General features: G+C 67.8%; 15 protein-coding genes. 7 read left to right on the top strand and 8 right to left on the bottom strand.

The window, feature by feature from the left end:
* Window positions 1–500 precede the first annotated feature (500 nt).
* The 3 genes from CCS01_RS09630 to CCS01_RS09620 form a co-directional block, all read right to left on the bottom strand.
* Window positions 501–3,581 carry an efflux RND transporter permease subunit gene (locus CCS01_RS09630; protein WP_104518614.1) on the bottom strand — a complete coding sequence of 1,027 codons (3,081 nt, stop codon included), beginning with the start codon at window positions 3,579–3,581 and terminating at the stop codon, window positions 501–503.
* 252 nt (window positions 3,582–3,833) lie between these two features.
* Window positions 3,834–5,009 (bottom strand): efflux RND transporter periplasmic adaptor subunit, encoded by a 1,176-nt coding sequence (locus tag CCS01_RS09625; RefSeq protein WP_104518613.1) that lies wholly within the window; start codon window positions 5,007–5,009, stop codon window positions 3,834–3,836.
* On the bottom strand, window positions 5,006–6,520 hold the full coding sequence (locus CCS01_RS09620) for an efflux transporter outer membrane subunit (protein ID WP_104518612.1): 1,515 nt from the start codon (window positions 6,518–6,520) through the stop codon (window positions 5,006–5,008). The genes CCS01_RS09625 and CCS01_RS09620 overlap by 4 nt, the downstream gene beginning before the upstream one ends.
* A gap of 83 nt (window positions 6,521–6,603) precedes the next feature.
* Between CCS01_RS09620 and CCS01_RS09615 the strand changes: the two genes are divergently transcribed.
* Complete coding sequence (locus CCS01_RS09615; protein WP_104518611.1) at window positions 6,604–7,251, top strand: TetR/AcrR family transcriptional regulator; 648 nt, start codon at window positions 6,604–6,606, stop codon at window positions 7,249–7,251.
* 67 nt (window positions 7,252–7,318) lie between these two features.
* Here CCS01_RS09615 and CCS01_RS09610 read toward each other — a convergent pair whose 3' ends face one another.
* Both CCS01_RS09610 and CCS01_RS09605 read right to left on the bottom strand, forming a co-directional pair.
* Window positions 7,319–8,761: a tetratricopeptide repeat protein gene (locus tag CCS01_RS09610; RefSeq protein ID WP_158258317.1), complete on the bottom strand. Its 1,443-nt coding sequence runs from the start codon at window positions 8,759–8,761 to the stop codon at window positions 7,319–7,321.
* A gap of 1,057 nt (window positions 8,762–9,818) precedes the next feature.
* Window positions 9,819–11,342, bottom strand: coding sequence for a UxaA family hydrolase (locus CCS01_RS09605; RefSeq protein ID WP_104518609.1), 1,524 nt, complete (start codon window positions 11,340–11,342; stop codon window positions 9,819–9,821).
* 171 nt (window positions 11,343–11,513) lie between these two features.
* Between CCS01_RS09605 and CCS01_RS33575 the strand changes: the two genes are divergently transcribed.
* Together CCS01_RS33575 and CCS01_RS09595 are read left to right on the top strand one after the other, a co-directional pair.
* Complete coding sequence (locus CCS01_RS33575; RefSeq protein WP_158258316.1) at window positions 11,514–11,825, top strand: DUF4168 domain-containing protein; 312 nt, start codon at window positions 11,514–11,516, stop codon at window positions 11,823–11,825.
* A gap of 1 nt (window position 11,826) precedes the next feature.
* On the top strand, window positions 11,827–12,201 hold the full coding sequence (locus tag CCS01_RS09595) for a DUF4168 domain-containing protein (RefSeq protein WP_104518607.1): 375 nt from the start codon (window positions 11,827–11,829) through the stop codon (window positions 12,199–12,201).
* Between the two features lie 621 nt (window positions 12,202–12,822).
* Here the strand turns inward: CCS01_RS09595 and CCS01_RS09590 are convergent.
* A complete protein-coding gene (locus tag CCS01_RS09590) occupies window positions 12,823–13,482 on the bottom strand; it encodes a methyltransferase family protein (RefSeq protein ID WP_104518606.1) in 660 nt (219 codons plus the stop codon).
* 177 nt (window positions 13,483–13,659) lie between these two features.
* Here CCS01_RS09590 and CCS01_RS09585 point away from each other — a divergent pair, with 177 nt between their 5' ends.
* The 3 genes from CCS01_RS09585 to CCS01_RS35685 all read left to right on the top strand — a co-directional run bounded on the left by CCS01_RS09585 (window position 13,660) and on the right by CCS01_RS35685 (window position 17,587).
* Window positions 13,660–14,814: an HlyD family secretion protein gene (locus CCS01_RS09585; protein ID WP_104518605.1), complete on the top strand. Its 1,155-nt coding sequence runs from the start codon at window positions 13,660–13,662 to the stop codon at window positions 14,812–14,814.
* Window positions 14,811–16,442, top strand: coding sequence for an MFS transporter (locus CCS01_RS09580; protein WP_204848202.1), 1,632 nt, complete (start codon window positions 14,811–14,813; stop codon window positions 16,440–16,442). Before CCS01_RS09585 ends, CCS01_RS09580 begins: the two co-directional genes overlap by 4 nt.
* Before the next feature lie 143 nt (window positions 16,443–16,585).
* The gene (locus tag CCS01_RS35685) at window positions 16,586–17,587 is read left to right on the top strand and encodes an energy transducer TonB (RefSeq protein ID WP_104518604.1); all 1,002 of its coding nucleotides are present in this window, start codon (window positions 16,586–16,588) and stop codon (window positions 17,585–17,587) included.
* Between the two features lie 238 nt (window positions 17,588–17,825).
* On the opposite strand, the gene CCS01_RS09570 is transcribed toward CCS01_RS35685, so the two are convergent.
* Together CCS01_RS09570 and CCS01_RS09565 are read right to left on the bottom strand one after the other, a co-directional pair.
* Entirely contained in the window at window positions 17,826–18,062 is a 237-nt protein-coding gene (locus CCS01_RS09570; protein ID WP_104518603.1) for a hypothetical protein, read from the bottom strand.
* A gap of 275 nt (window positions 18,063–18,337) precedes the next feature.
* On the bottom strand, window positions 18,338–19,699 hold the full coding sequence (locus tag CCS01_RS09565) for an NAD(P)/FAD-dependent oxidoreductase (RefSeq protein WP_239992082.1): 1,362 nt from the start codon (window positions 19,697–19,699) through the stop codon (window positions 18,338–18,340).
* 362 nt (window positions 19,700–20,061) lie between these two features.
* Between CCS01_RS09565 and CCS01_RS09560 the strand changes: the two genes are divergently transcribed.
* Window positions 20,062–20,841 (top strand): HpcH/HpaI aldolase family protein, encoded by a 780-nt coding sequence (locus tag CCS01_RS09560; RefSeq protein ID WP_104518602.1) that lies wholly within the window; start codon window positions 20,062–20,064, stop codon window positions 20,839–20,841.
* The last annotated feature ends 272 nt before the right edge of the window (window positions 20,842–21,113 follow it).

The raw sequence follows: 21,113 nt of genomic DNA, 5'->3' as shown, positions 1-21,113 counted from the left end.
GGAGACGCCGGGCCGGGTCGCCGTGGTGTGGTCCGCACATCCGGTGTGGGGCATCCTGCCCATTGGGATGGGGCGGGGGCGGGTTGGCCACCGCAATCAAGCGAACACGGAGTTGCGCGGGGTTGGCACGGAGTTCCGCAGAGTCTTCCGGGGCGTCCGCAGCATGGTCGCCCCTGTGGCAGCGTCCGAGGATTTCATGCGCTTCGCGCGAAGCGCCGTATCCCCTTTCTCTGCGGAACTCCGTGCAAACACCGTGCAACTCCGTGTTCGCTTGATTACCGTCGGTGAAACCAGCACCGGCGATGACAGTACGGAGCCGCGGCTGCAGCGGACCGTTTCCGAAATCTGTGCATCCCGTAGGGCGTGTCCCGGCCATGACGGAAAGGCAATGGACCCAGCCCTGTCTCTCTATGTCAGCGCCCATGGGGACACACGCCCGGCCATGACAGAGGGAGAACGGCCAGCGGCAACCCAATCCGACGCCATTCCCGCTTGAGACGCTACACCGGCGTCAATTCCTTCGTCTCCTCGGCCACCGCTTCGCTCTCGTGCCGCGCCGCGATAGCCATATACACCGCCGGCAGAACGAACAGCGTGAACAGCGTGCCGATGGACAGGCCGCTCGCGATCACCAGCCCCATGGCGAAGCGAGACGCCGCACCGGCGCCGGTGGCCATGATCAGCGGCACCACGCCCAGCACCATCGCCGCCGTCGTCATCAGGATCGGCCGCAGCCGGATGCCGGCGGCGTAGATGATCGCCTCCAGCTTGCTCCGGCCCGCCCGCTGCGCCTCGTTGGCGACTTCGACGATCAGGATGCCGTGCTTGCTGATCAGCCCCATCAGGGTCACCAGGCCGACCTCGGTGTAGATGTTCAGCGTGGCGCCGCCGAAGCCCAGGTTGATGAACAGCAGCGCCCCCGCTATCGACATCGGGATTGAGATCAGGATCACCACCGGGTCGCGGAAGCTCTCGAACAGCGCCGCCAGTGCCAGGAAGATGATGATCAGCGCCAGCCCGAAGGTGACGACGAAGCCGCTGCTTTCCTGCACGTACTGCCGCAGCGGGCCGGCATAGTCGATCAGCACGTCGCTCGGCAGGTCACGCGCCGCCAGGTCCTGCAGCGCCTGCAGGGCGTCCGCCTGCGCCACGCCCAGCGCTGGCACGCCCTGGATCGTCGCCGAATTCTGCTGCTGGAAATGATTGATCGTCTGCGGCACCGTCTCCGACCGCACGCTCGCGACCGCGGACACCGGGATCGGCTGGCCGTTGATCGTCGCGATCGGGTAATGCATCACCTGCTCGATCGTCAGCCGCGAGCGCTGCTGCACCTGCGAAATGACCTTGTAGGATCGCGAACCCAGGCTGAAGTAGTTGGTGTAGGCGCCGCCCAGCAACCCGCCCAGCGCCTCGCCGATCTGGGTCATCGACAGGCCGAGTTGTGCCGCCTTGTCGCGGTCGATCTCGATCACCTGCTGCGGCGCGTCGATCTTCAGGTCGCTGTCGATGAACAGGAACAGGCCGGTCGCCTCGGCGTCGCGCAGGAATTTCTGCGCCGCCGGATACAGCTCGGACAGCGGCCGTGTCGTTTTCAAAACGTACTGGATCGGCAGGCCCTGCGCGCCCGGCAGCGCCGGCGGCAGGAAGGCGGCGATGCGCTGGCCGGTGACCTTCCCAAGCTGGCCCTGCATCGCCTGCTGGATCTGCAGCGCGCTGCGCTTGCGCTCATCCCACGGCTTCAGCGTCACGCCGGCGATCGACATGGCCGAGCTTTCCACCTGGAAGGTCTGGTCGCGCTCGGGCACGGCTTCCATGATTTTGGCAACCTGGTTGCCGAACAGCTCCTTCTGTTGCAGCGTCGCATCGGGGGCCGACGAGGGAATCAGGATGACCACGCCCTGGTCCTCCTGCGGGGCGAGTTCGCTGCTGGAGGTCGAGTACAGGTAGAAGATGCCGCCGATGACGATCACGGCGAAGGTCAGCGTCACTGACCGCGTGCGCAGGCTGCCGCGCAGCCGCCGCTCATAGCCGCGCCGCAGCCAGCCGAAACCGCGGTCGATGACCGCAACGATCCGGTCCTGCACGCCGTGCACCCTGCCCTGCGGGTGCGGCTTCAGCAGGTTGGCGCACATCATCGGCGACAGCGTCAGGGCGATGATCGCCGACATCGTCACCGCGCCGACGACGGTGAAGGCGAACTCGGTGAACAGCGCGCCGGTCAGGCCCGACTGGAAGCCGATGGGTACATAGACGGCGATCAGCACCACCGTCATGGCGATGATCGGGTTGGCCAGTTCGCGCGCCGCCTGGATCGCGGCGGCGCGTGGCCGCATGCCTTCCTCCATGTGGCGGTTGACGCTTTCCACCACGATGATCGCATCGTCCACCACAAGGCCGATGGCCAGCACCAGCGCCAGCAGCGACAGCAGGTTGATCGAGAAGCCGAACACCACCATCGCCGTCAGCGTGCCGATGAGCGACAGCGGGATCGTCACCACCGGAATGATCACCGAGCGCGGCGAACCGAGGAAGGCGAAGATCACCAGCGTGACGATCAGTACCGTTTCGGCCAGCGACCGTTCCACCTCGTGGATCGAGCTGTTCACGAACACGGTCGAGTCGTAGATCACGTTGCCCTGGATGCCCGCCGGCAATTGCTGCTGGATCGACGGCAGCACCTTCTTCACCCCGGCGATCACCGCCAGCAGGTTGGCCGAGGGCACCGTCTGGATGCCGACATAGACGCCCTTGCGGCCGTTGTACGAAACCGAGGACTCGTAGTCATCCGCGCCAAGCGTGACGTTGGCGACGTCGCGCAGCCGGATGATGCCGCCGTTGACCTGCTTGATGACCAGGTTGCGGAACTGCTCGACCGAATGCAGGTTGGTCGAGGCGGTCAGGTTGTACTGCACCATCTGGCCCTTGGTGGTGCCGATGCCGGCGATGACGTTGTTGGCGGCCAGCGCCACGTTGACGTCCGTCGCGGTCAGCCCGTAGGCCGCCAGCTTCGCCGGGTCCAGCCAGGCGCGCATGGCGAAGTTCTGTCCGCCCAGCAGTTCCGCCGTCTGCACGCCCGGCACCGCCTGCAGGCGCGGCTGGACGTTGCGGATCAGGTAGTCGGTGATCTGGTTCGGCGTCAGGTCGTCACTGGCGAAACCGATGATCATCGCGTCCAGCGACTGGCCGATGGCCACCGACATCGTCGGCTGCTGCACGCCGGTGGGCAACTGGTTGATCACCGAGTTGATCTTGGCGGAGATCTCGGTCAGCGCCCGGTCAGGGTCGAAGTTCAGCACCAGGTTGGCGGTGATCGTGCTGACGCCGGATCGGCTGGTCGAGGTCAGCGTGTCAATGCCATTGGCCTGCGCGATGGCGTTCTCCAGCGGCGTGGTGACGAAGCCGGCGATGGTTTCCGGATCGGCACCGTAATAAACCGTGGTGATCGTTACCACGGCGTTCTGCGTCTTCGGATACTCCAGGATCGGCAGCGCGTAGAACGAGCGGATGCCGAGCACCAGCAGCATCAGGCTGACGACGCTGGCCAGCACCGGCCGGCGGATGAAGATGTCGGTGAATTTCATGCCGCCGCGCCTTGATTGCCAGGACCGGTCCCCGTCCCCCTCGTCATGGCCGGGCGTGTCCCGGCCATCCACCCCGCGCCGTCGAAGCGCGGATGGCCGGGACACATCCGGCCATGACGATGGGGTAAGGACCTGTATCCATCCACCGTCGCGTCCTGATGGGCAGGAAGCGTATTCCGGCCATCCGTGTGCCAACGGCGGGGGGTGGATGGCCGGGACACGCCCGGCCATGACGGAGAGGACAGGGTCACCTCAGTGATCCTGCGGCACGGGAGCCGGGTTGTTGGTCGGCTGCACCGCGTTGTTGATCTTCACCACCGACTTGTTGTGCAGCTTCATCTGCCCGGCCGTGACCACCACGTCATGCGCCGAGAGCCCCTTCAGGATGCTGACCTGATCCCCACGCTCATCGCCGGTCGTGACAAACTGCTGCGTCACCACGTGCTGCTCGGCCCCCTTGGCGCCCTTCTCGTCATGCACGACGTAAACCAGCGAGCCATATGGATTGAACGCCACCGCCGCCAGCGGAATTGTCACCAGCTCCCGCGGCGCGCCGGAGACGACCGCGACGTTCAGGAACATCCCCGGCAGCAGCGCCCCATCCGCATTCGGGATCGTCGCCCGCACCTGCAGCATCCGGCTGGACGGGTCCACCTTGGCGTTCAGCGACGACACCTTGCCGTTGAACACCCGCCCCGGCCAGGCATCCGTCGTCACCTCGATCGGCAGGCCCACCGCGACCTGCCCCAGCGCCTGCTGCGGCAGGTAGAAATCCACCAGCATCGGGTCGAGCTGCTGCAACGTCACCAGCGTGGTGCCGGGCGAGACATACTGGCCCACGTCCACCTGCCGCACGCCCAGCCGCCCGGCGAACGGCGCGCGGATCACCTTTTCCGCCATCACCGCCTGCTGCGCCGCCACCTGCGCGCGCGCGACCTTCAGGTTGGCGACGTCGCTGTCCACCGTCGCCCGGGCGATCGCCCGCGCCGCGAGCTGCTTCTCGTCCCGCGCCAGCGTCACCGCCGCCAGTTCGGCATTGGCCTGGAGCTGCGCCAGCTTCGCGTCGTCGTCGTTCGGCCGCAGCCGCACCAGCACCGTGCCGGCGGCGACGTCCTGGCCGGACTCGAACAGCACCTTGTCCACCACGCCGCCGATTTCCGCCGCCAGGTCGGCGCCGTTCAGCGCGCGGGCCGAGCCCACGGCGGTCAGCTTCGGCTGCCAGGGCTGCAGGGTGGCCGGCGCGGTGGCGACCGTCGGCACATCCGACCGGATGGTCGCCGTGATCTTCTTCAGGAGGTTGCCCTTGAACTGCTGGAAGCCGTACAGCCCGGCCCCGAGCAGGCCCATGACCAGCAGCATGACGCCCATGCGCAGCCAGGTCCGCGGCCGCCGCGTCCTGGACCTGGGCAACGTCAGGGTGTCGGTCATGGCAGCACTCCGCAACAGTGTGCAGTCTTTGGATCAATATCGTCGCGATTCCACCAGCCGCCACCCAGCGCCTGGAACAAGGCCACGGTATCGGTGAAGCGCGCGGCCTGCGCCATCTGCAGGGTCAGCCGGGCGCTGTATTCCACCTGCTCGGCGGTCAGGACGGCCAGGTAGCTGCCGGCGCCGGCCTCGTACTGCGACAAGGTCATCGCCAGGCTCGCCGCGGCGGTCTTCTCCGCCGCCAGGGCGGCATGCAGAGCCTCGGCGTCGCGCTGGATCGCCACCAGCGCGTCGGCGACGTTCTGGAACGCGACGTTCACCGTGTCGCTGTATTGCGCCGCCGCCACTTCCAGCGCCGCCTGCGCCGCGCGGCGGCGGGCGAGCAGCGTGCCACCCTCGAAAATCGGTTGCGCCAGGCTGCTGGCGATGCTCCAGACCAGGCCGGACGGCGTGAACACGTTGGGCAGGTCGGTGCCCTCGCGCCCCAGACTGCCGGTCAGCGTGATCTGTGGCAGCATGTTGGCGGTGGCGATGCCGACGCCGGTGTAGGCGGCGTGCAGCAGGGCGGCATAGGCGCGGATGTCCGGCCGCTGCTCCACAAGCTTCGACGGCAGCGACACCGGCAAGTCGGCCGGCAGGGTCAGGTCGTTCAGCTTCAGCGTCGGCATTGTGTAGCCCGCCGGGCGGCCGCCCAGCAGCACCGCCAGCTGGTTGCGCGTCTGTTGAAGCTGCTTCCGCAGATCGGGCAGGGTCGCGACCTTGGCGTCGAGCAGCGATTGCTGCTGCAGCACCTCCACCTGGCTGACGCCGCCGAGCTGGAAGCGCTGCTGCATCAGGCGCAGCGCCTCGTTGTCGGCGCGGACGATATCGTTGGTGATGTCGATCTGCGCCTGCAGCGACGCCTCGTTGATCGCGGTGGTGATGACGTTGGCGGCCAGCGTCAGGATGGTCGCTTCCACCTCGTAGCGCTGGTACTCGGCCTGGGCGTTCAGCTGCTCGATCTGCCGCCGGATGCCGCCGAACGCATCCAATGTATAGGAGACGTTCACCGCGCCGGTGATCAGCCCGAAGGTCGCGGTGCCGCTGCCCAGGCCGAACGCGGCGAGCGAGGCCTGCTGCCGCTGCGCCTGCACGCTGGCGCTGAGTTGCGGGAACAGCGCGCCCTGCCCGGCCCGGACGTTCTGCAGCGCCTCCCGCAGCGTGGCCTGGGCGGCGGTGACGGTGGGGTTGCCGGCCAGCGCCTGCCTCACCAGGGCCGTGACCTGCGGCGAATGGAACAGCGTCCACCACTCGCCCGGGATGTCGCGCCCGACGGTCAGCCGCTGCGCCGTGCCGCCCGGGGTCGCGGCGGAGACCGTCTGGCCAAGCAGCGGCGCCTCGGTCAGGCGCGCATCCGTGGGCGCCGCCGGGGTGTGGTAGTCCGGGCCGACGGCGCAGCCACCAAGCGCGGCCGCCAGCGCCAGGGCCGGCAGGTGGCGCCGGCGCGGCTGACGGAAAACAGGAGAAGACATGAGCGGCTGTTGATCCTATACCGTCGCGTCCAGTATCTATGCTGGACCAGTGAGTCTAGTATCTTTTTCGAAAGATTCATGACGTGCCGCATATACCCGACCCGCCCCGGCCCGGACGGCCCAAGGACAGCACGAAGCACGCCGCCATCCTGGCGGCGGCGAAACAGCTGTTTGCCCGCCAGCCCTTCGAGCAGGTGACGATGGAGGCGGTCGCGGCGCAGGCGACCGTTTCGAAAATGACCGTCTACAGTCACTTTCACGACAAGGAAACTTTATTCGAGGCGATCGTCACCTCGGTGGCCGACCAGATGATCGGCATCCTGTCGGGGTCTGACCTGCGCGACGCGCCGCTGCGTGAGCGGCTGGTCGCGGTCGGGCGCGATTTTCTCGGGGTGATCCTGGCGCCGGGAGTCTGCGAGATGGCGCACAGCCTGCCGGCGACACTGCGGGATAATCGCCCGCTGGCGTTGCGTTTTTACAACGCCGGGCCGGGCCGGGTGCGGCGGGCGCTGGCGGCGATGATCGCGGGGGCGGCCGAACGCGGGGACCTGGCGGTCGATGATCCGGCGTTCGCTGCCGACGATCTCGTCAGCCTGTGGGAAGGCAGCCGCCCGGCGATGATTGCGTTCGGCCTTGCGGAACCGGTCTTGCCGGAGGAGATCAGGCAGCGGGCCGAGCGCGGGACGGACATCTTCCTGCGTGCCTACCGGCCTGATGCGGGCGAGGGATAAGGACGCCGGGGCCGATTGCTGCCGGGTCAGGATACCAGGCGCGATGACGAGGCGGCCCACGGCGGCATCACGTCTCGCCGCAGCCCGCCCGCCGCGCCAGCATCCGCCGCGCCGCCGCCAGCGCCGCGTCGATGGCGCCGCGGCGATAGTCCCAGATCGGGTCGGGCTCGGGCGTGATGATCACCATGGTCGCGTTGGCCTCGAACAGCAGCAGCGACCCGTCGGGCGCGAGCGCGAAATCGACGCCGCCGTAATCGAGCCCCAGGGCCGCGCCGACGCCGGCCAGCGCCTCCATCGCGCGCGCCCCCAGCACAGCCGGCATGTCGTCGAGGAAGCGGCGTTCCTCCGCCCGGTGCGCGGCATTGGTCGCCATGCCGGCGGTGAAGTAGTGCACCTTCCAGTCGGCCGAGATCGCCAGGTGCAACGGATAGGCGACGCCGTCGATGAACATCACGCGGTACTTGCGCGCCATTCCGTCCGGCCCGCGGGCGTCGAGATATTCAATGGCGAGCACGTCCTCGCCGGGCAGCGCGGCCGCCGCCTCGGCCAGCGCCGCGCGGTCGGCGACGTGAAGGAAATGCTCGCCGGTATGGTAGCCGGGGGCGCGCAGCAACAGGGGGAAGCGCAGGTCGCCGGCCGCCAGCAGCGCCGCGCGCGACAGCAGCCTGGTCTCCGGCGTGATCACGCCGGGCACGCGGGCCAGGCGCCGCGCGTTCTCGACCCGCCCGGTCGCCCGAACCCGGGCCGGCGGATTGATCACCGGCTTGTCGGTGAGCGCGAGCACCCGCTCGGCACGGGCCAGCGCGGCCGGGCATCGATCGGCGTCGCCGACGGCATTCACCACCACCGCATGCGGCGGCAGCGGGTGGATCGGGTCATAGAATTCGGTGTAGACCGCGGTCACGGCATAGCGGCGCTCGTCGATCCATTGCTGCGTCGGCACGTTGCCGCCGCCGGTATCGACCAGCAGCAGCAGCGGCACGCTCGGCCCCGGGCCGCGGTACTGCCGGGTGACGACGGCATGGCCCGCAAAGCCTTTCTGCCAGTGCAGCGCCGCCGCCTTGTCGGACACCTCCGCCAGCACGCGCGCCAGCCCCTGGTGCGCCTCGGGCAGGTCGGGATCGACCCGCAGCGCGGCGCGGAACTGCGTCTCGGCGTCCGAGAGGTCGCCGTCCTCGAACAGCAGGTTGCCGAGGTTGACGCGGGCCACCGGGTTGCTGGGATGGCACATTACCGCCTGCTTGTAGGCGGTACGCGCTGCCGAGCGGTGGCCGCTGGCATAGGCCAGCGCGGCGACCTCGTTCAGGGCGTCGAACTGGGTCGCGTCGCGTTGCAGCACTTCCAGGTATGCCTGCTTCGCCGCCTCGTCGTCGCCGGCGCGGGCAAGGACACGGGCGCGCTCCAGCGCGTGGGCGACGTCGTCGCTGCTCATGGCCTGGCGAGGGGCGCGCTGCCGCTGGTCTTTCCGCACTGTTGCGGCACGTGGCGTGCGGGCGTCGGGTACTGTCACGTGGGTCCCTGTGTCCTGGGGCGAAGCGGCTCGTCTCCGTCGGTGCCTGTCATGCGGGCACCAATGGGTCCGGAACAGTTGCAGTCCACAACGGATAGTAGTGCATATCCGAGGCATTTACAACCGACAGGCAGGTGCAGCAAACCGCAGGCTGGCTGAAGCGTCCTTTTGTGGAGAGGCCGCGCGCTTCGCCTCCACGCCACGTTCGCCGCGACCGTTGCCTCTCCGTCGGTGCCGCGACCGTTCTCTCATCGTCATGGCCAGGCGTGTCCCCATACGTATCAGGATAAGCGGACTGGCGGAGCAAGAGCTTCTCCCTCACTGTCATGGCCGGGCGTGTCCCTACCGCATGCACACAGTCTGGAAACAACTGCAAAACCAGGCGCTGGCCCGGTGCCCGCCAACGTTGCCGCACTGTCGCGGCGGCGCGTTTGGCTGGCAAGCGACCGGCTGAGAGTGCGCAGGGCCGCGACGCTATGGCGTGCGTGGCTCGCACATCCGGTGTTGGGCATCCTGCCCATTGGGATGGGGCGCGGGTGGATTTGCCACCGCAATCAAGCGGACACGGAGTTCCACGGTGTTTGCACGGCGTTTCACGGAGGACGTGGATATTGCGCTTCGCGCGAAGCGCCTGAAATCATCGAACGCCGCCACAGGGGCGACCATGTTGGGGCACCCCGGACGACTCCGTGCAACTCCGTGCAAACCCCGTGTAACTCCGTGTTCGCTTGATTGTTGTCGGTGAAACCGGCACAGGCCGTGACAGTATGAGCCACGGTTGCAGCGGACCGTTTCCGAAGTCTGTGCATCCCGCAGGGCGTGTCCCGGCCATCCACCCTCCGCCGACGCAACGCAGATGGCCGGGACACGCCCGGTCATGACGGTGAGGCAACGGACCGGGCGCCAAATCCTTCTCCAACCGGCGCCCTATCCTGATACGCATGGAGACACGCCCGGCCATGACGAGAGGGAGACGAGCTTACTCCGCCAGTCCGCTTACCCGCGCAGCAATTGGGCTCAGTCCCCCGCGTCCACACAACCCGGCGGCGTTGTGCCGCTACATCGTCGCCCCGAGCACCCAGGGCGCGAACTCCGCCGCACCGAAGTCGAACTGCTCGCTCTTGGTCCGCTCCCCGGACGCCACGCTCAGGATGTGCTCGAAAATCCGCTGCCCGGCCTGCTGCACCGTTTCCTCGCCGTCGAGAATGGTGCCGCAGTTGATGTCCATGTCGTCCTCGATGTGCCGGTACATTGCTGAGTTGGTGGCCAGCTTGATCGACGGTGCCGGCTTGCAGCCGAACACGCTGCCGCGGCCGGTGGTGAAGCACACCAGATTGGCGCCGCCTGCCACCTGTCCGGTCGCCGCCACCGGGTCGTAGCCCGGCGTGTCCATGAACACGAAGCCGCGCGCCTTCACCTCCTCGGCGTAGCGCACGACGTCCACCAGGTTGGTGCTGCCGGCCTTGGCCATGGCGCCCAGGGATTTCTCTAGGATCGTGGTCAGGCCGCCGGCCTTGTTGCCGGGGGACGGGTTGGCGTTCATCTCGGCCTTTTCCCGGACCGTGTACTCCTCCCACCAGCGCATCAGGTCGACCAGTTTCTCGCCGACGTCTCGGGAGACGGCGCGGCGGGTGAGCAGGTGTTCCGCGCCGTAGGTTTCCGGCGTCTCCGACAGGATCACCGTGCCGCCGTGCCGCACCACCAGGTCACTCGCCGCGCCCAGGGCGGGGTTGGCCGAGACGCCGGAATAGCCGTCCGACCCGCCGCATTGCAGCGCGACCTTCAGTTCCGAAACAGGAACGGTTTCGCGCGTCACCCGGTTGGACTCAGCCAGGATTCCCTTCACGAACTCCACCCCGGCGGCCACCGTCTTGCGGCTGCCGCCGACGGTCTGAATGTCCATCGCCTTCAGCCGCCCGGCCAGCCGCTGTTCCTCCATGAGGCCGCCGATCTGGTTCACCTCGCAGCCAAGGCCGAGGACGATGACGTGGGAGAAATTCGGATGCCGCGCATAACCCGCGAGGGTGCGGCGCAGCAGGCGCAGCGGCTCGTCCTGGGTCATGCCGCAGCCGGTCTTATGCGTGAGCGCAACGACACCGTCGACGTTGGGATAATCCGCCAGCGGATCGTCGCCGGTGAACGGATTGCGGCGGAACATGTCGGCGACCACGCCGGCGACATGGGCCGAGCAGTTCACGCTGGTCAGGATGCCGATATAGTTGCGCGTCGCAACCTTCCCGTCCGGGCGGCGGATGCCCTGGAACGTTGCGGGATCATCAACATAATCCGTCGGCCGCGCATCGGCGCCGTAGGCATAGTCCTTGGCGAAATCGCCCATCTCGCAATTGTGCACGTGCACGTGCTGTCCGGGCGTGATCGCGGCGGAGGCGAAGCCGATGATCTGGCCATAGCGGCGTACCGGCTCGTGCTCGGCGATGGCGCGCACCGCCGCCTTGTGGCCGGCCGGGATTCTCTGGGCGGCGGTGACGTTGTCGCCGAGCACGGCACCAGGCAGCAGCGGCACGCGGGCGATCACCACGTTGTCGTCGGGATGCAGGCGGATGACGGGCTGCGGGGTCATGGCTGTTTCCTAGGTATGGGTTCTCAGAATGGTATCATTGAGCACGCCGTATCTGCAAAACCGGGCCGGGTATGCGCTTCAGGCGAACTCAAGCCGCGGGACCCCGTTGCCGTACGCGCGATACGTGCGATTCTTCGGGGATCGTGCGTGAAGACAACCATGGAGAACGATATGGCTTCGTTTCAAACCGGCAATTCGGGCGACGCGCAGCCAGGTTCACGACCGGACAACGACATGGTCAGCCGTGTCGGCGTGGCCGCGGGGAAGATAGCCTTGATCCAGCAGGAATTCACGATCCAGGCCCAGGCGGAAACCGAGTCGGATGCACGTGAGGCGCTGGCCGCGCGGGCGCGGGCCGATGCCGAACGGGCGATCGATGAACAGGGAATTTCAATCCAGGACTACAACGCGGTGCTGACCGCGGCGGAAACCGACAAGGACCTGGAACAACGGCTGCTCGAAGCAGCGCGGGAGGTAATATAAGATGCGACGGAGCACAGGTTGGATATTGGCGCTGGCACTGGGCCTGGTGCCGGCCGTGACGCTGGCGGCGCAGAACGCGCCAACGCCGCCGGCGCCTCCCGCACCGGCGGCCGCCTCGATCCCGGAGGCCACCATCGGCAAGGCGGGTGCGGCGCTGCGTGACGTCGCCAACCTGCAGGAGAAGTACCAGCCGAAGATGGACCAGGCTGGGTCGCAGCAGGAAAAGCAGGGCCTGGCGGAACAGGCCAATGCCGAGGCGGTGCAGGCGATCCAGTCGCACGGGCTGTCGGTGAAGGAATACTCGAACGTGGTGCGTTCGGCACAGTCAAACCCGCAGCTCCGTCAGCGCCTGCTGGATGCGGCCAACAAGCAGTAGCGGCAGATTCATTCTCTTTCCGCTATGGAATGGTGCAGTCCCGGTCATCCGCGCTTCGACGGCCGGGGGTGGATGGCCAGGGCACGCCCCATGGGCGCCAACATAACCGGCAACAGGGCCTGGTCGTCTCTCTATCGTCATGGCCGGGCGTGTCCCCATACGCGCTACAGCAGACCGCAGGTCGGTTGGGACGCTGAGGCCCCCTGTCCTCATCGTCATGGCCCGGCTTGTCCGGGCCACCTATCGCGGCACATGTGCTGGAACAGGTGGCCCGGACAAGCCGGGCCATGACGATGAGGGAGCGCCGTCGCCCTGTCTCAATCGACCTGCGGCCTGCTGTAACATAAGAAGGCCGGGCCGGGTCCGTTGCCTCTCTGTCATGGCCGGGCGTGTCCCGGCCATCCACCCCCACCGTCGCAGCGCAGATGGCCGGGACACGCTCGGCCATGACGACGGGGCATGGGTCTTGGGGGGCATGGATCTTGCCCCGCCCCATCCCCCGAAGCTAAACCGCGTCCACTTTGAGAACCGTAGTCCGGCAGTCCGGACCTGAGGCGCTGGGTATCGGCGCCCTTCCTGATTGCGCGCCGCCAGAACTATGGTTCTCAAAGTGGACGCGGTTTAATACAACCTTGGAACAAGCCGCGATGTCCGTCGCCGGTACGCATCATATTCCGTGCCAAACTGCGACACCAGCAGCCGCTCCTCCGCCTCGATGCGCGCATGTAACGGCACCAGCAGGGCCGCCGTCAGCAGCACACCGAAGATCGAGCGGAACGCCAGCGCCCAGCCAAGCGAGTTCACCAGCATTCCCAGGTAGCTCGGATGGCGGATGACGCCATAGATTCCGCCGGTGACCAGGCGGTGCCCCTTCTGGATTGCGACCAGCCCGCTGAAACGATCGCCCAGCACATAAACGGGCCACAGCCGCACCGCGCCGCCAGCGGCGAACAGCGCCACGCCGATCCAGCGGATCGTATCTCCGTCCAGGGTCCACACGTCCCGTGAATCCGCCCAGGGCGGCAGGAAGACGTCGAGCAGCAGCAGGATCCCGAAGGCAATCAGCACCCAGCGGTTGCCGCGGTCCTCGCGCTCGCCCGGGCTGACGTTGCCGCCGGCCAGGTATCCCGCGACCGACAGCAGTACCACGATGGCGGCCAGCGCGACCAGCGCCGGCTGGGAAAAGAACGCGGCAATCCCGCCATAGGCGATGATGGCAAGAGCCAGGTAGAGAACCGTTCCACCAACGACCAGAAGCAACCGGATGGCGGGCGTGAGCATCGGCGCGACACCTTCTTCAGCCACGCCAGCGTTATGAACCGTCTGCCGCCCGGCATCAACGCCGGTCACAAACGCGATGATCGCCCGGTGACGGCTTGATTGCCGCCGGTTAATCCCGATCACTTGATCACGCGCCCGGCTCTGCCTGAAATCACTGACCGGATCAGGGGATCTTCGATGCCCGATGCGAATGAATCCGCCCAGTTCCTGCCCGAGCCGTCGCGTACCAGACCGGGCTGGCTTGGCCCGGCGATCCGCTTATCGCTGGTCATCGTCGCCGGCTTCCTCGTCTGGTACGTCGCCGGCCACTGGAACAGCTGGATCGGCGCCGCCCGCTACCAGAAGACCAACGACGCCTATACCGCCGGCGACGTCACCCCGCTGTCCGCCCGGGTCTCCGGCTACGTCGCCAACGTCGCCGTCACCGATTACCAGACCGTCCACAAGGGCGACCTGATCGTCGAGATCGACCCCTCCGACTACCGCGCGCAGCTGATGCAGGCCGAGGCCAACCTCGCCGCCGCCCAGGCCAACCTGGCCGACCTAGCCAGCCAGAAGGACGTCCAGCGCGCGCTGATCCGCCAGGCCGAGGCCACCATCGCCGCCACGCAGGCGGAACAAGTCCGTTACGACCTGGAGGCGAACCGCCAGCGCGCCCTGCTGCGGACCCGGATCGCCGGCACCGAGCAGCAGGTCGAGGTGGCGACGGCAAACCAGGCGAAGACCAACGCCGACCTCCAGCTCAACGAAGCCCAGCTTGACCAGCAGAAGGCGCTGCTGGCCAGCCTCGACGTGAAGGAGAACCAGCTCAAGGCCCAGGTGCAGGCCGCCGAGGCGCAACTGGACCTGGCGCGCGACAACCTGTCCTATACCCGCATCGTTTCGCCGGCCGACGGGCTGGTCGGGCTGCGGCAGGTGCGGGTCGGGCAGTTCGTCAACGTCGGCACCCAGGTGATCGCCGTGGTGCCGCTGCCGCGCATCTGGGTAATCGCCAACTACAAGGAGACGCAGATGACCAACGTGCGCCTGCACCAGCCGGCGCGCCTCCACGTTGACGCCTTTCCCAAGCTGCGGCTGACCGGCGAGGTGGACAGCTGGTCGCCCGGGTCCGGCAGCGTGTTTGCGCTGCTGCCGCCGGACAACGCCACCGGCAACTTCACCAAGGTGGTGCAGCGCGTGCCGGTGAAGATCGTGCTGGATCCGCACCCGGCGCTGGGCACGCTGGTGCGGCCCGGCCTTTCGGTCGAGGCGACGATCGACACCGGCACCGTCGAGGACCAGCCGCCGACGCCTGGCTCCACGCAGAAGACCCGCTCGCACCGGTGGCCGTGACGCAGCCGCTTGTGCCGGCCATGGAGCCATGCAGCGCCGCCGGCCGGGCGCTGCACCGCTTCGCCGACGCACATCCTTGCTGGGCGCCGGACTCGCTGCGCGCCTATGTGGGCATCCTGGCCGTGTTGATTGGCTCGGTCATCGCCGTCCTCTCCAGCCGGGTGACCTCGTTCGGGCTGCTGGACCTGCGCGGCGGCCTGCACGCCGGGTTTGACGAGGGCGCCTGGATCACCACCACGTTCGGCATCGGGCAGATGATGGCCGGCGTGGCATCGCCGTATCTCGGGGCGGTGCTCGGCGTGCGGCGCGTGCTGTTGTATGGCAATCTGCTGATGTTCCTGGCCAGCCTGCTCGGGCCGCTGTCGCCCAACCTGCCGGCGTTCCTGGCGATGCAGGCACTGGGCGGCCTTGGCACCGGCACCTTCATCCCGGTGACCGTCAGCTTCATCGTCCGCAGCCTGCCGGCCCGGCTGGTGGTCTATGGCATCGCCTTCTACGCGATGAACTCCGAGATGTCGCAGAATATCGGAGCATCACTGGAAGGCTGGTACGCGGACAACTGGTCCTGGCGCTGGATCGAATGGCAATACTGCCTGATGTTGCCGGTGATGTTCCTCTGCACCTGGTTTGGCGTCCCGCGTGAGGGCATAAAAACCGAGCTGCTGCGCGACTTCGACTGGCCGGGGATGGCTTATGCGACCATCGGCTTTGCCATGCTCTATGCCGGCCTGGACCAGGGCAACCGGCTCGACTGGACCCGCAACGGCCTGATCGTCGGCCTGCTGTTGGGCGGCGGGCTGGTGACGCTGGCGTTCATCAGCCGCGAGCTGTTCACGCCACACCCGTTCCTGAACATCAGGAAGCTGCTGCGCGGCAACATGCTGCTGCTGGTCCTGCTGCTGGCCGGCTACCGCTTCATCATCCTGTCCACCGCCTATATCATCCCGACCTACCTGCAGACCGTGCAGGATTTCCGCGAACTCCAGGTGGGCAGCGTGCTGCTGTGGATCGCCCTGCCGCAGCTGGTTATCGTCGTGCCGCTGGCCGCGCTGCTGAAGTGGGTGGACGGACGCTGGGTCCTGGCCCTCGGGTCCGCCCTCATCGCCGTGGCGTGCTGGATGGCGACGGACCTGACCAGCGAGTGGGCGACGGACGACTTCCTGCCTTCGCAGATCCTCCAGGCCATCGGGCAATCCTTCGCGCTGACCGCGGTGCTGACGCTGTTCATCCGCAGCTTCGCCCCGGCGGACGCGCTGGCCGTCGGCAGCCTGCTGCAGATCACCCGGCTGTTCGGCGCGGAGATCGGCACCGCGTTCATGCAGACCTTCGTGCGGATGCGCGAGCAGGTGCATTCCAACCTGGTTGGCCTGCATGTCGACAGCCTCGGCGGCCTGACCGCCGATCGGCTGGCGAAGTACGAGGCGGCGATGCTGGCTCGGACATCCGATGCCGCGGAAGCGGCCCGGCGCGCGGCAAAGCTGCTGGAGGCGACGGTGGCGCAGCAGGCCTCGGTGCTGGCCTATATCGACGGCTTCCTGGCCGCCGCGGCCGGCGCGTTCATCTGCCTGTTGCTGGTCGCGCTGATGCGGGCGCCGCCGCCGTCGCCGTTCTTCGGCCGCAGCCAATAGGCACCTGCCCGCGATTTGAGCGGCACGGGGCTGACGTACGGGCCACAAATCCCGTATAGCAACAGACGGAAAAAACAACAGCCGGGGGAAACGCATCGGACGCCGCCGTCCAGGCCGTCCGGGGCCGACACGCTGACATCGCCATGCTGCTGCGCAAGATCTCACTGCCATCGCGGCAACCCGAGCCATACGCCGGCGTGCCGATCACGCTTGCGGCGGTGGCGCGCTGGCCGGAGCGGCGCCGCGAACACCGCCCGGTCGTGGCGGCGCTGGCGGCGGCGCTGGTCCTGCATGCCGCGGTCTATGGCCTGACGCTGGCCTTCGTCACGAACCAGCCGCCGCCCGCGCCGCCGGAGGAGCAGACGGTGGAACTGGTGTTCGCGCCGCCGGCCGCCGCGAAAGCACCGCCGGCCGCCGCGGACACACCGCCGACGCCGCAGGAAGCCGCGCCGGAACCGCCCCCGCCGCCTGAAGCAGCGGCCGAGCCGCCGCCACCCGAAACGACACCGCCGCCCGAACCGCAGCCACCGCCAGCCGAACCGGCCGCCGAACCGCCACCACCTCCGGCGGCGGCGCCCCCACCGCCTGAGCCGGTATCTCCACCCGCTCCGGCCGCGCAGGCCGTGGAACCGCCGCCATCGGAGAAGGCAGCGGAAGCGCTGCCGCTCCCCGAGCCACCACCGCCGCCGCCACCACCGCCTCGGCAAGAGGTGGCCCGGCCCGCCGGGCTGCCCAGGCCGGTGCCCCGCCGTGTGGCTGTCGCGAAGCCGACCGCGACCCCGCCGGCGGCAGCGCCAAGGGAGACCGAGGCGCGTCCGCCGGCACGGGCCGCACCGGCGCCGCCTGCCCAGGCGCCAATCGCGGCCGACTGGGAGCGGGCGCTGGCAGCCTGGATGGCGGCGCACAAGACCTATCCGGAACTGGCACGGCGGCGTGGCCAGCAGGGCAGCGTCGGCCTGCGGTTCACCGCCGACCGATCGGGCCGCGTGCTGTCCGTGTCATTGGTGCACAGCGCCGGATCGGATGCGCTCGATTCGGCGGCCGAGCGCATGGTGCGCAACGCAACCCTGCCGCCGTTCCCCACGACGATGACACAGGAGACGGCCACCATTACTGTCACGATCCGCTATACGCTGGTGGACTGAACGCGCTCCGCTGCCGAGGGGTGACGATCCGGATGCGATCGAGACAGGCGTATGCCAACGCAATCCCGAACCCATGCGGCAGGCGTCAGCCGCAGACGTGGACGGCGGGCTTCGGGCCATTGATGCGACTGCTTCTCCTGCGACCATGTGGAGGCAACGCTCAGCCCTGGCGACAGCAGGCATGCCCATGCATCCAAGGACTCCGTTTACGCCCGGACTCCACGCGGACATGCGCCCATCAGTCGGCGAAGCCGCCTGAATCCCTGTCCCAGACGATCGCGCCGAAGCCGATCTGGGAAGCCTTGTTCTGAATCCTCTGCTTCACGTCGGACAGCGACGCGCCGACATGGTAGCTTGGCAGCCGCTGCAGGTCGGAGGCGGTACGGCGGTAGCTGTACAAGATGTGGAACAGTCCGTTCTCGATGACACTGATCCACGCGCTGAGGGGTTGTTCGTCTGTTCTGCTGGATGTCACGGAGGCACCTGGTCATGTTGATGGTTCAGATCGATCCTCGATAGCGACAGGTGGGCGCCATCCCCATGCGTTCTGCCAAGGCGCCGCCGGATGGCGATGCCAGTTCAAGTGATCAGGACGACTCACCGTAGTTGAGGCGAATAAAATCAAAGTCCTTTGAAATCAAGCTTCTATTTATTCCGAATATTTACGGAAAGCGCCCGGGCCAGAGCGTTCCCGGCCCTGCCGGAAACCCTCCGGCCGATGTTTCGCGAGCAATTTCATCAGCTTGATGATCACTCCGCGTTTTCAGCCAGACCGATGCCGTCCTGGCCTGGCTCATCCTGATCATGCCGCTCGACATTGGTGATCAGCCGCGCGTTGCCGCGGAACCAGACATAAGACCACAGCCAGTCCACCATCACGACCACGCGGTTGCGGAAGCCAATCAGGAAGAAGATGTGCGCGATCCCCCACAGCACCCAGGCCAGGAAGCCCCGGATGTGCAGCCTGCCGAACTCGATGATCGCGCGGTTGCGCCCGATGGTGGCCAGGTCGCCGTAGTGCCGGTAGCGGAACGGCTTCGCCGCGCGGCCGCGCAGCCCGGCGCGGATCGAGCGCCCGACATACTGTCCTGCCTCCTTGGCCGCCGGCGCCAGATCGGGAACGGGCCGGCCATTCGTATCCAGGGCGAGGGCGGTGTCGCCGATGACGTAGATCTCGGGATGGTCCGGCAGGGTCAGATGATCGGTGACCTTGACCCGGCCGGCGCGGTCGTGCGCCGCCCCCAGCCATTCGGCGGCCTTCGACGCCTGGACACCGGCCGCCCAGATGACCGTCCGCGCCTCGATCCGTTCGGTGCCAAGCTGCACGCCGCCGGCGTCGATGCCGGTGACCGCGGTGCCCAGCCGTATCTCGACGCCCAGGTTCTGCAACGCCCGGCCGGCATAGGCCGCCAGGTCGGGGGGGAAGGCGGCGAGCGGCCGGGGGCCGGCCTCCACCAGGACGATGCGGGCCGACTTCGGGCTCACCCGGCGGAAGTCGGACGCCGCGATGCCGCGCACCAGTTCCGAGATCGCGCCAGCCATCTCCACGCCGGTCGGCCCGGCGCCGCCGACGACGAAGGTCAGCAGGCGCCGGTACTCCTCCGCGTCCGTCTCGGTTTCGGCGCGCTCGACGGCGAGCAGGATCCGCCGCCGGATCAGCGTCGCGTCCTCGACCGTTTTCAGGCCCGGCGCGAAGCGGGCCCATTCCTCGTGTCCGAAATAGGAATGGCGGGCGCCGGTGGCGACGACCAGGATGTCATAGGGAACGGTCCTGACCGCGGTATCCAGGACCGAGACAAGCCGGCGCGCCACGTCGATCCCGGTGGCCTCGCCCAGCAGCACCTCTACATTCCTGTCATGCCGGGTGATGGCGCGGATCGGCGCGGCGATGTCGGCGGGGGACAGGCCGGCGGTGGCGACCTGGTAGAGCAGCGGCTGGAACAGGTGGTGGTTGCGCTGGTCAACCAGCGTGATGTCCACCGGCGCGCCGTGCAACGACTGCACCGTGCTCAGCCCGCCGAAGCCGGCGCCGATGACAACCACGCGGGGACGGGATGCCCGTTGCCCGGCAGGCTCCGCCGGGGTGTCGGCGGCACGGTCTGTCATGCTCATGCGAGGGCCCTTCTCCAGTGGTCGCGCTGCGCCAGGCCGCAGCCCTGCCTTCCGGGAGGCCTGGCCCTGATCGACTTGGTGTGCGCCCGGCCAGGATTGGCCCGGCGGAGCACGACCCTACGCAACGTTGATCCACGCGGGACGGCGGATGCGCCGATGAATGCATGCCCGTGATCGAGCGGCATTGGGGCGCTCCGCTTACCGGATCGCGCCATCCACAGGATCGCATTGCCGGCAGGCGGACCGATCGCGCGGAATTCCCGTCACGCGTTCAACCGCGTGAATCGTGCGGTCCGGTCGCGTTGACGCTCCCGCGCCCCGCGCCTAGCGTGCTGGTGTCAACAGTCGGAGGAAGAAACCGCATGTCCAACAAGCTCAAGGCGCGCATCGCGGCGGGCAAGGCCGCCGTGAACGGTTGGCTGGCGATTCCGTCCGGTTTCTCGGCCGAGGTGATGGCGCAGTGCGGCTGGGACAGCGTGACGGTCGATCTGCAGCACGGCGTGCAGGACTACCTGTCGATGGTGCAGTGCTTCCAGGCGATGCAAGGCCACCCGATCACGCCGCTGGTGCGGGTGCCGTGGAACGAGCCGGGGATCATCGGCAAGTGCCTGGACGGCGGGGCAATGGGCATCATCTGCCCGATGGTCAACAATGCGGCCGAGGCGAAGGCGCTGGCCGACGCGAGCCTGTATCCGCCGATGGGCAAGCGCAGCAACGGGCCGATCCGCGCGGCGATGTACGGCGAGGCGAGTTCGTACCAGGCGACGGCGAACGACGAGATCCTGGTGATCCCGATGATCGAAACCCAGGCCGGCATCGACAACATCGACGAGATCCTGGGCGTGCCCGGCATCAGCGGGATCTATATCGGTCCGTCCGACATGGGCCTGTCGCTGGGGATGATCCCGATCCTGGACCGGGAGGAGCCGGTGATCATGGAGATCTATGACCGGTTGCTCGACTCCTGCAGGCGCCATGGCAAGTTCGCCGGGCTGCACAACGGCACGGCGGCGTATGCGGCGCGGATGATCCAGAGGGGGTTCCGCTTCACCACCATCGCCAACGACAGCGGCCTGATGGCACGCGCGGCGCGGGAGGCGGTGCAGGCGACGCGCAAGGCGGCGGGGGACGTGGCGAACTGAACGGGGAGAGACAGAGGAACCGGGCCTGAAGGATTGCTTCGACAGGGTTGTTTCGTATCCGCCCTGTGGAAGGTGTTTCCGGGGCTGGGATCCCTTGATCCGGATCGGTCAGTAAATATCCCCCGGCAGAGCCGGGGGCTTTATAGTGTTGGCCGCTCAAAGCGGCCGGGCGGGTCGCTGACGCGGCCCGTTGAGTGTGAGCCGCTCAAAGCGGCAAGCGGGACCGCTAACGCGGTCCCGGGTTCAGTTGGCCACTAAAGTGGCCGGTTCAG

This window comes from Rhodopila globiformis, from assembly GCF_002937115.1.
Classification (GTDB): domain Bacteria; phylum Pseudomonadota; class Alphaproteobacteria; order Acetobacterales; family Acetobacteraceae; genus Rhodopila; species Rhodopila globiformis.
Note: the sequence above shows the minus strand (reverse complement) of the source record. Positions and strands in the feature narration are given on the sequence as shown.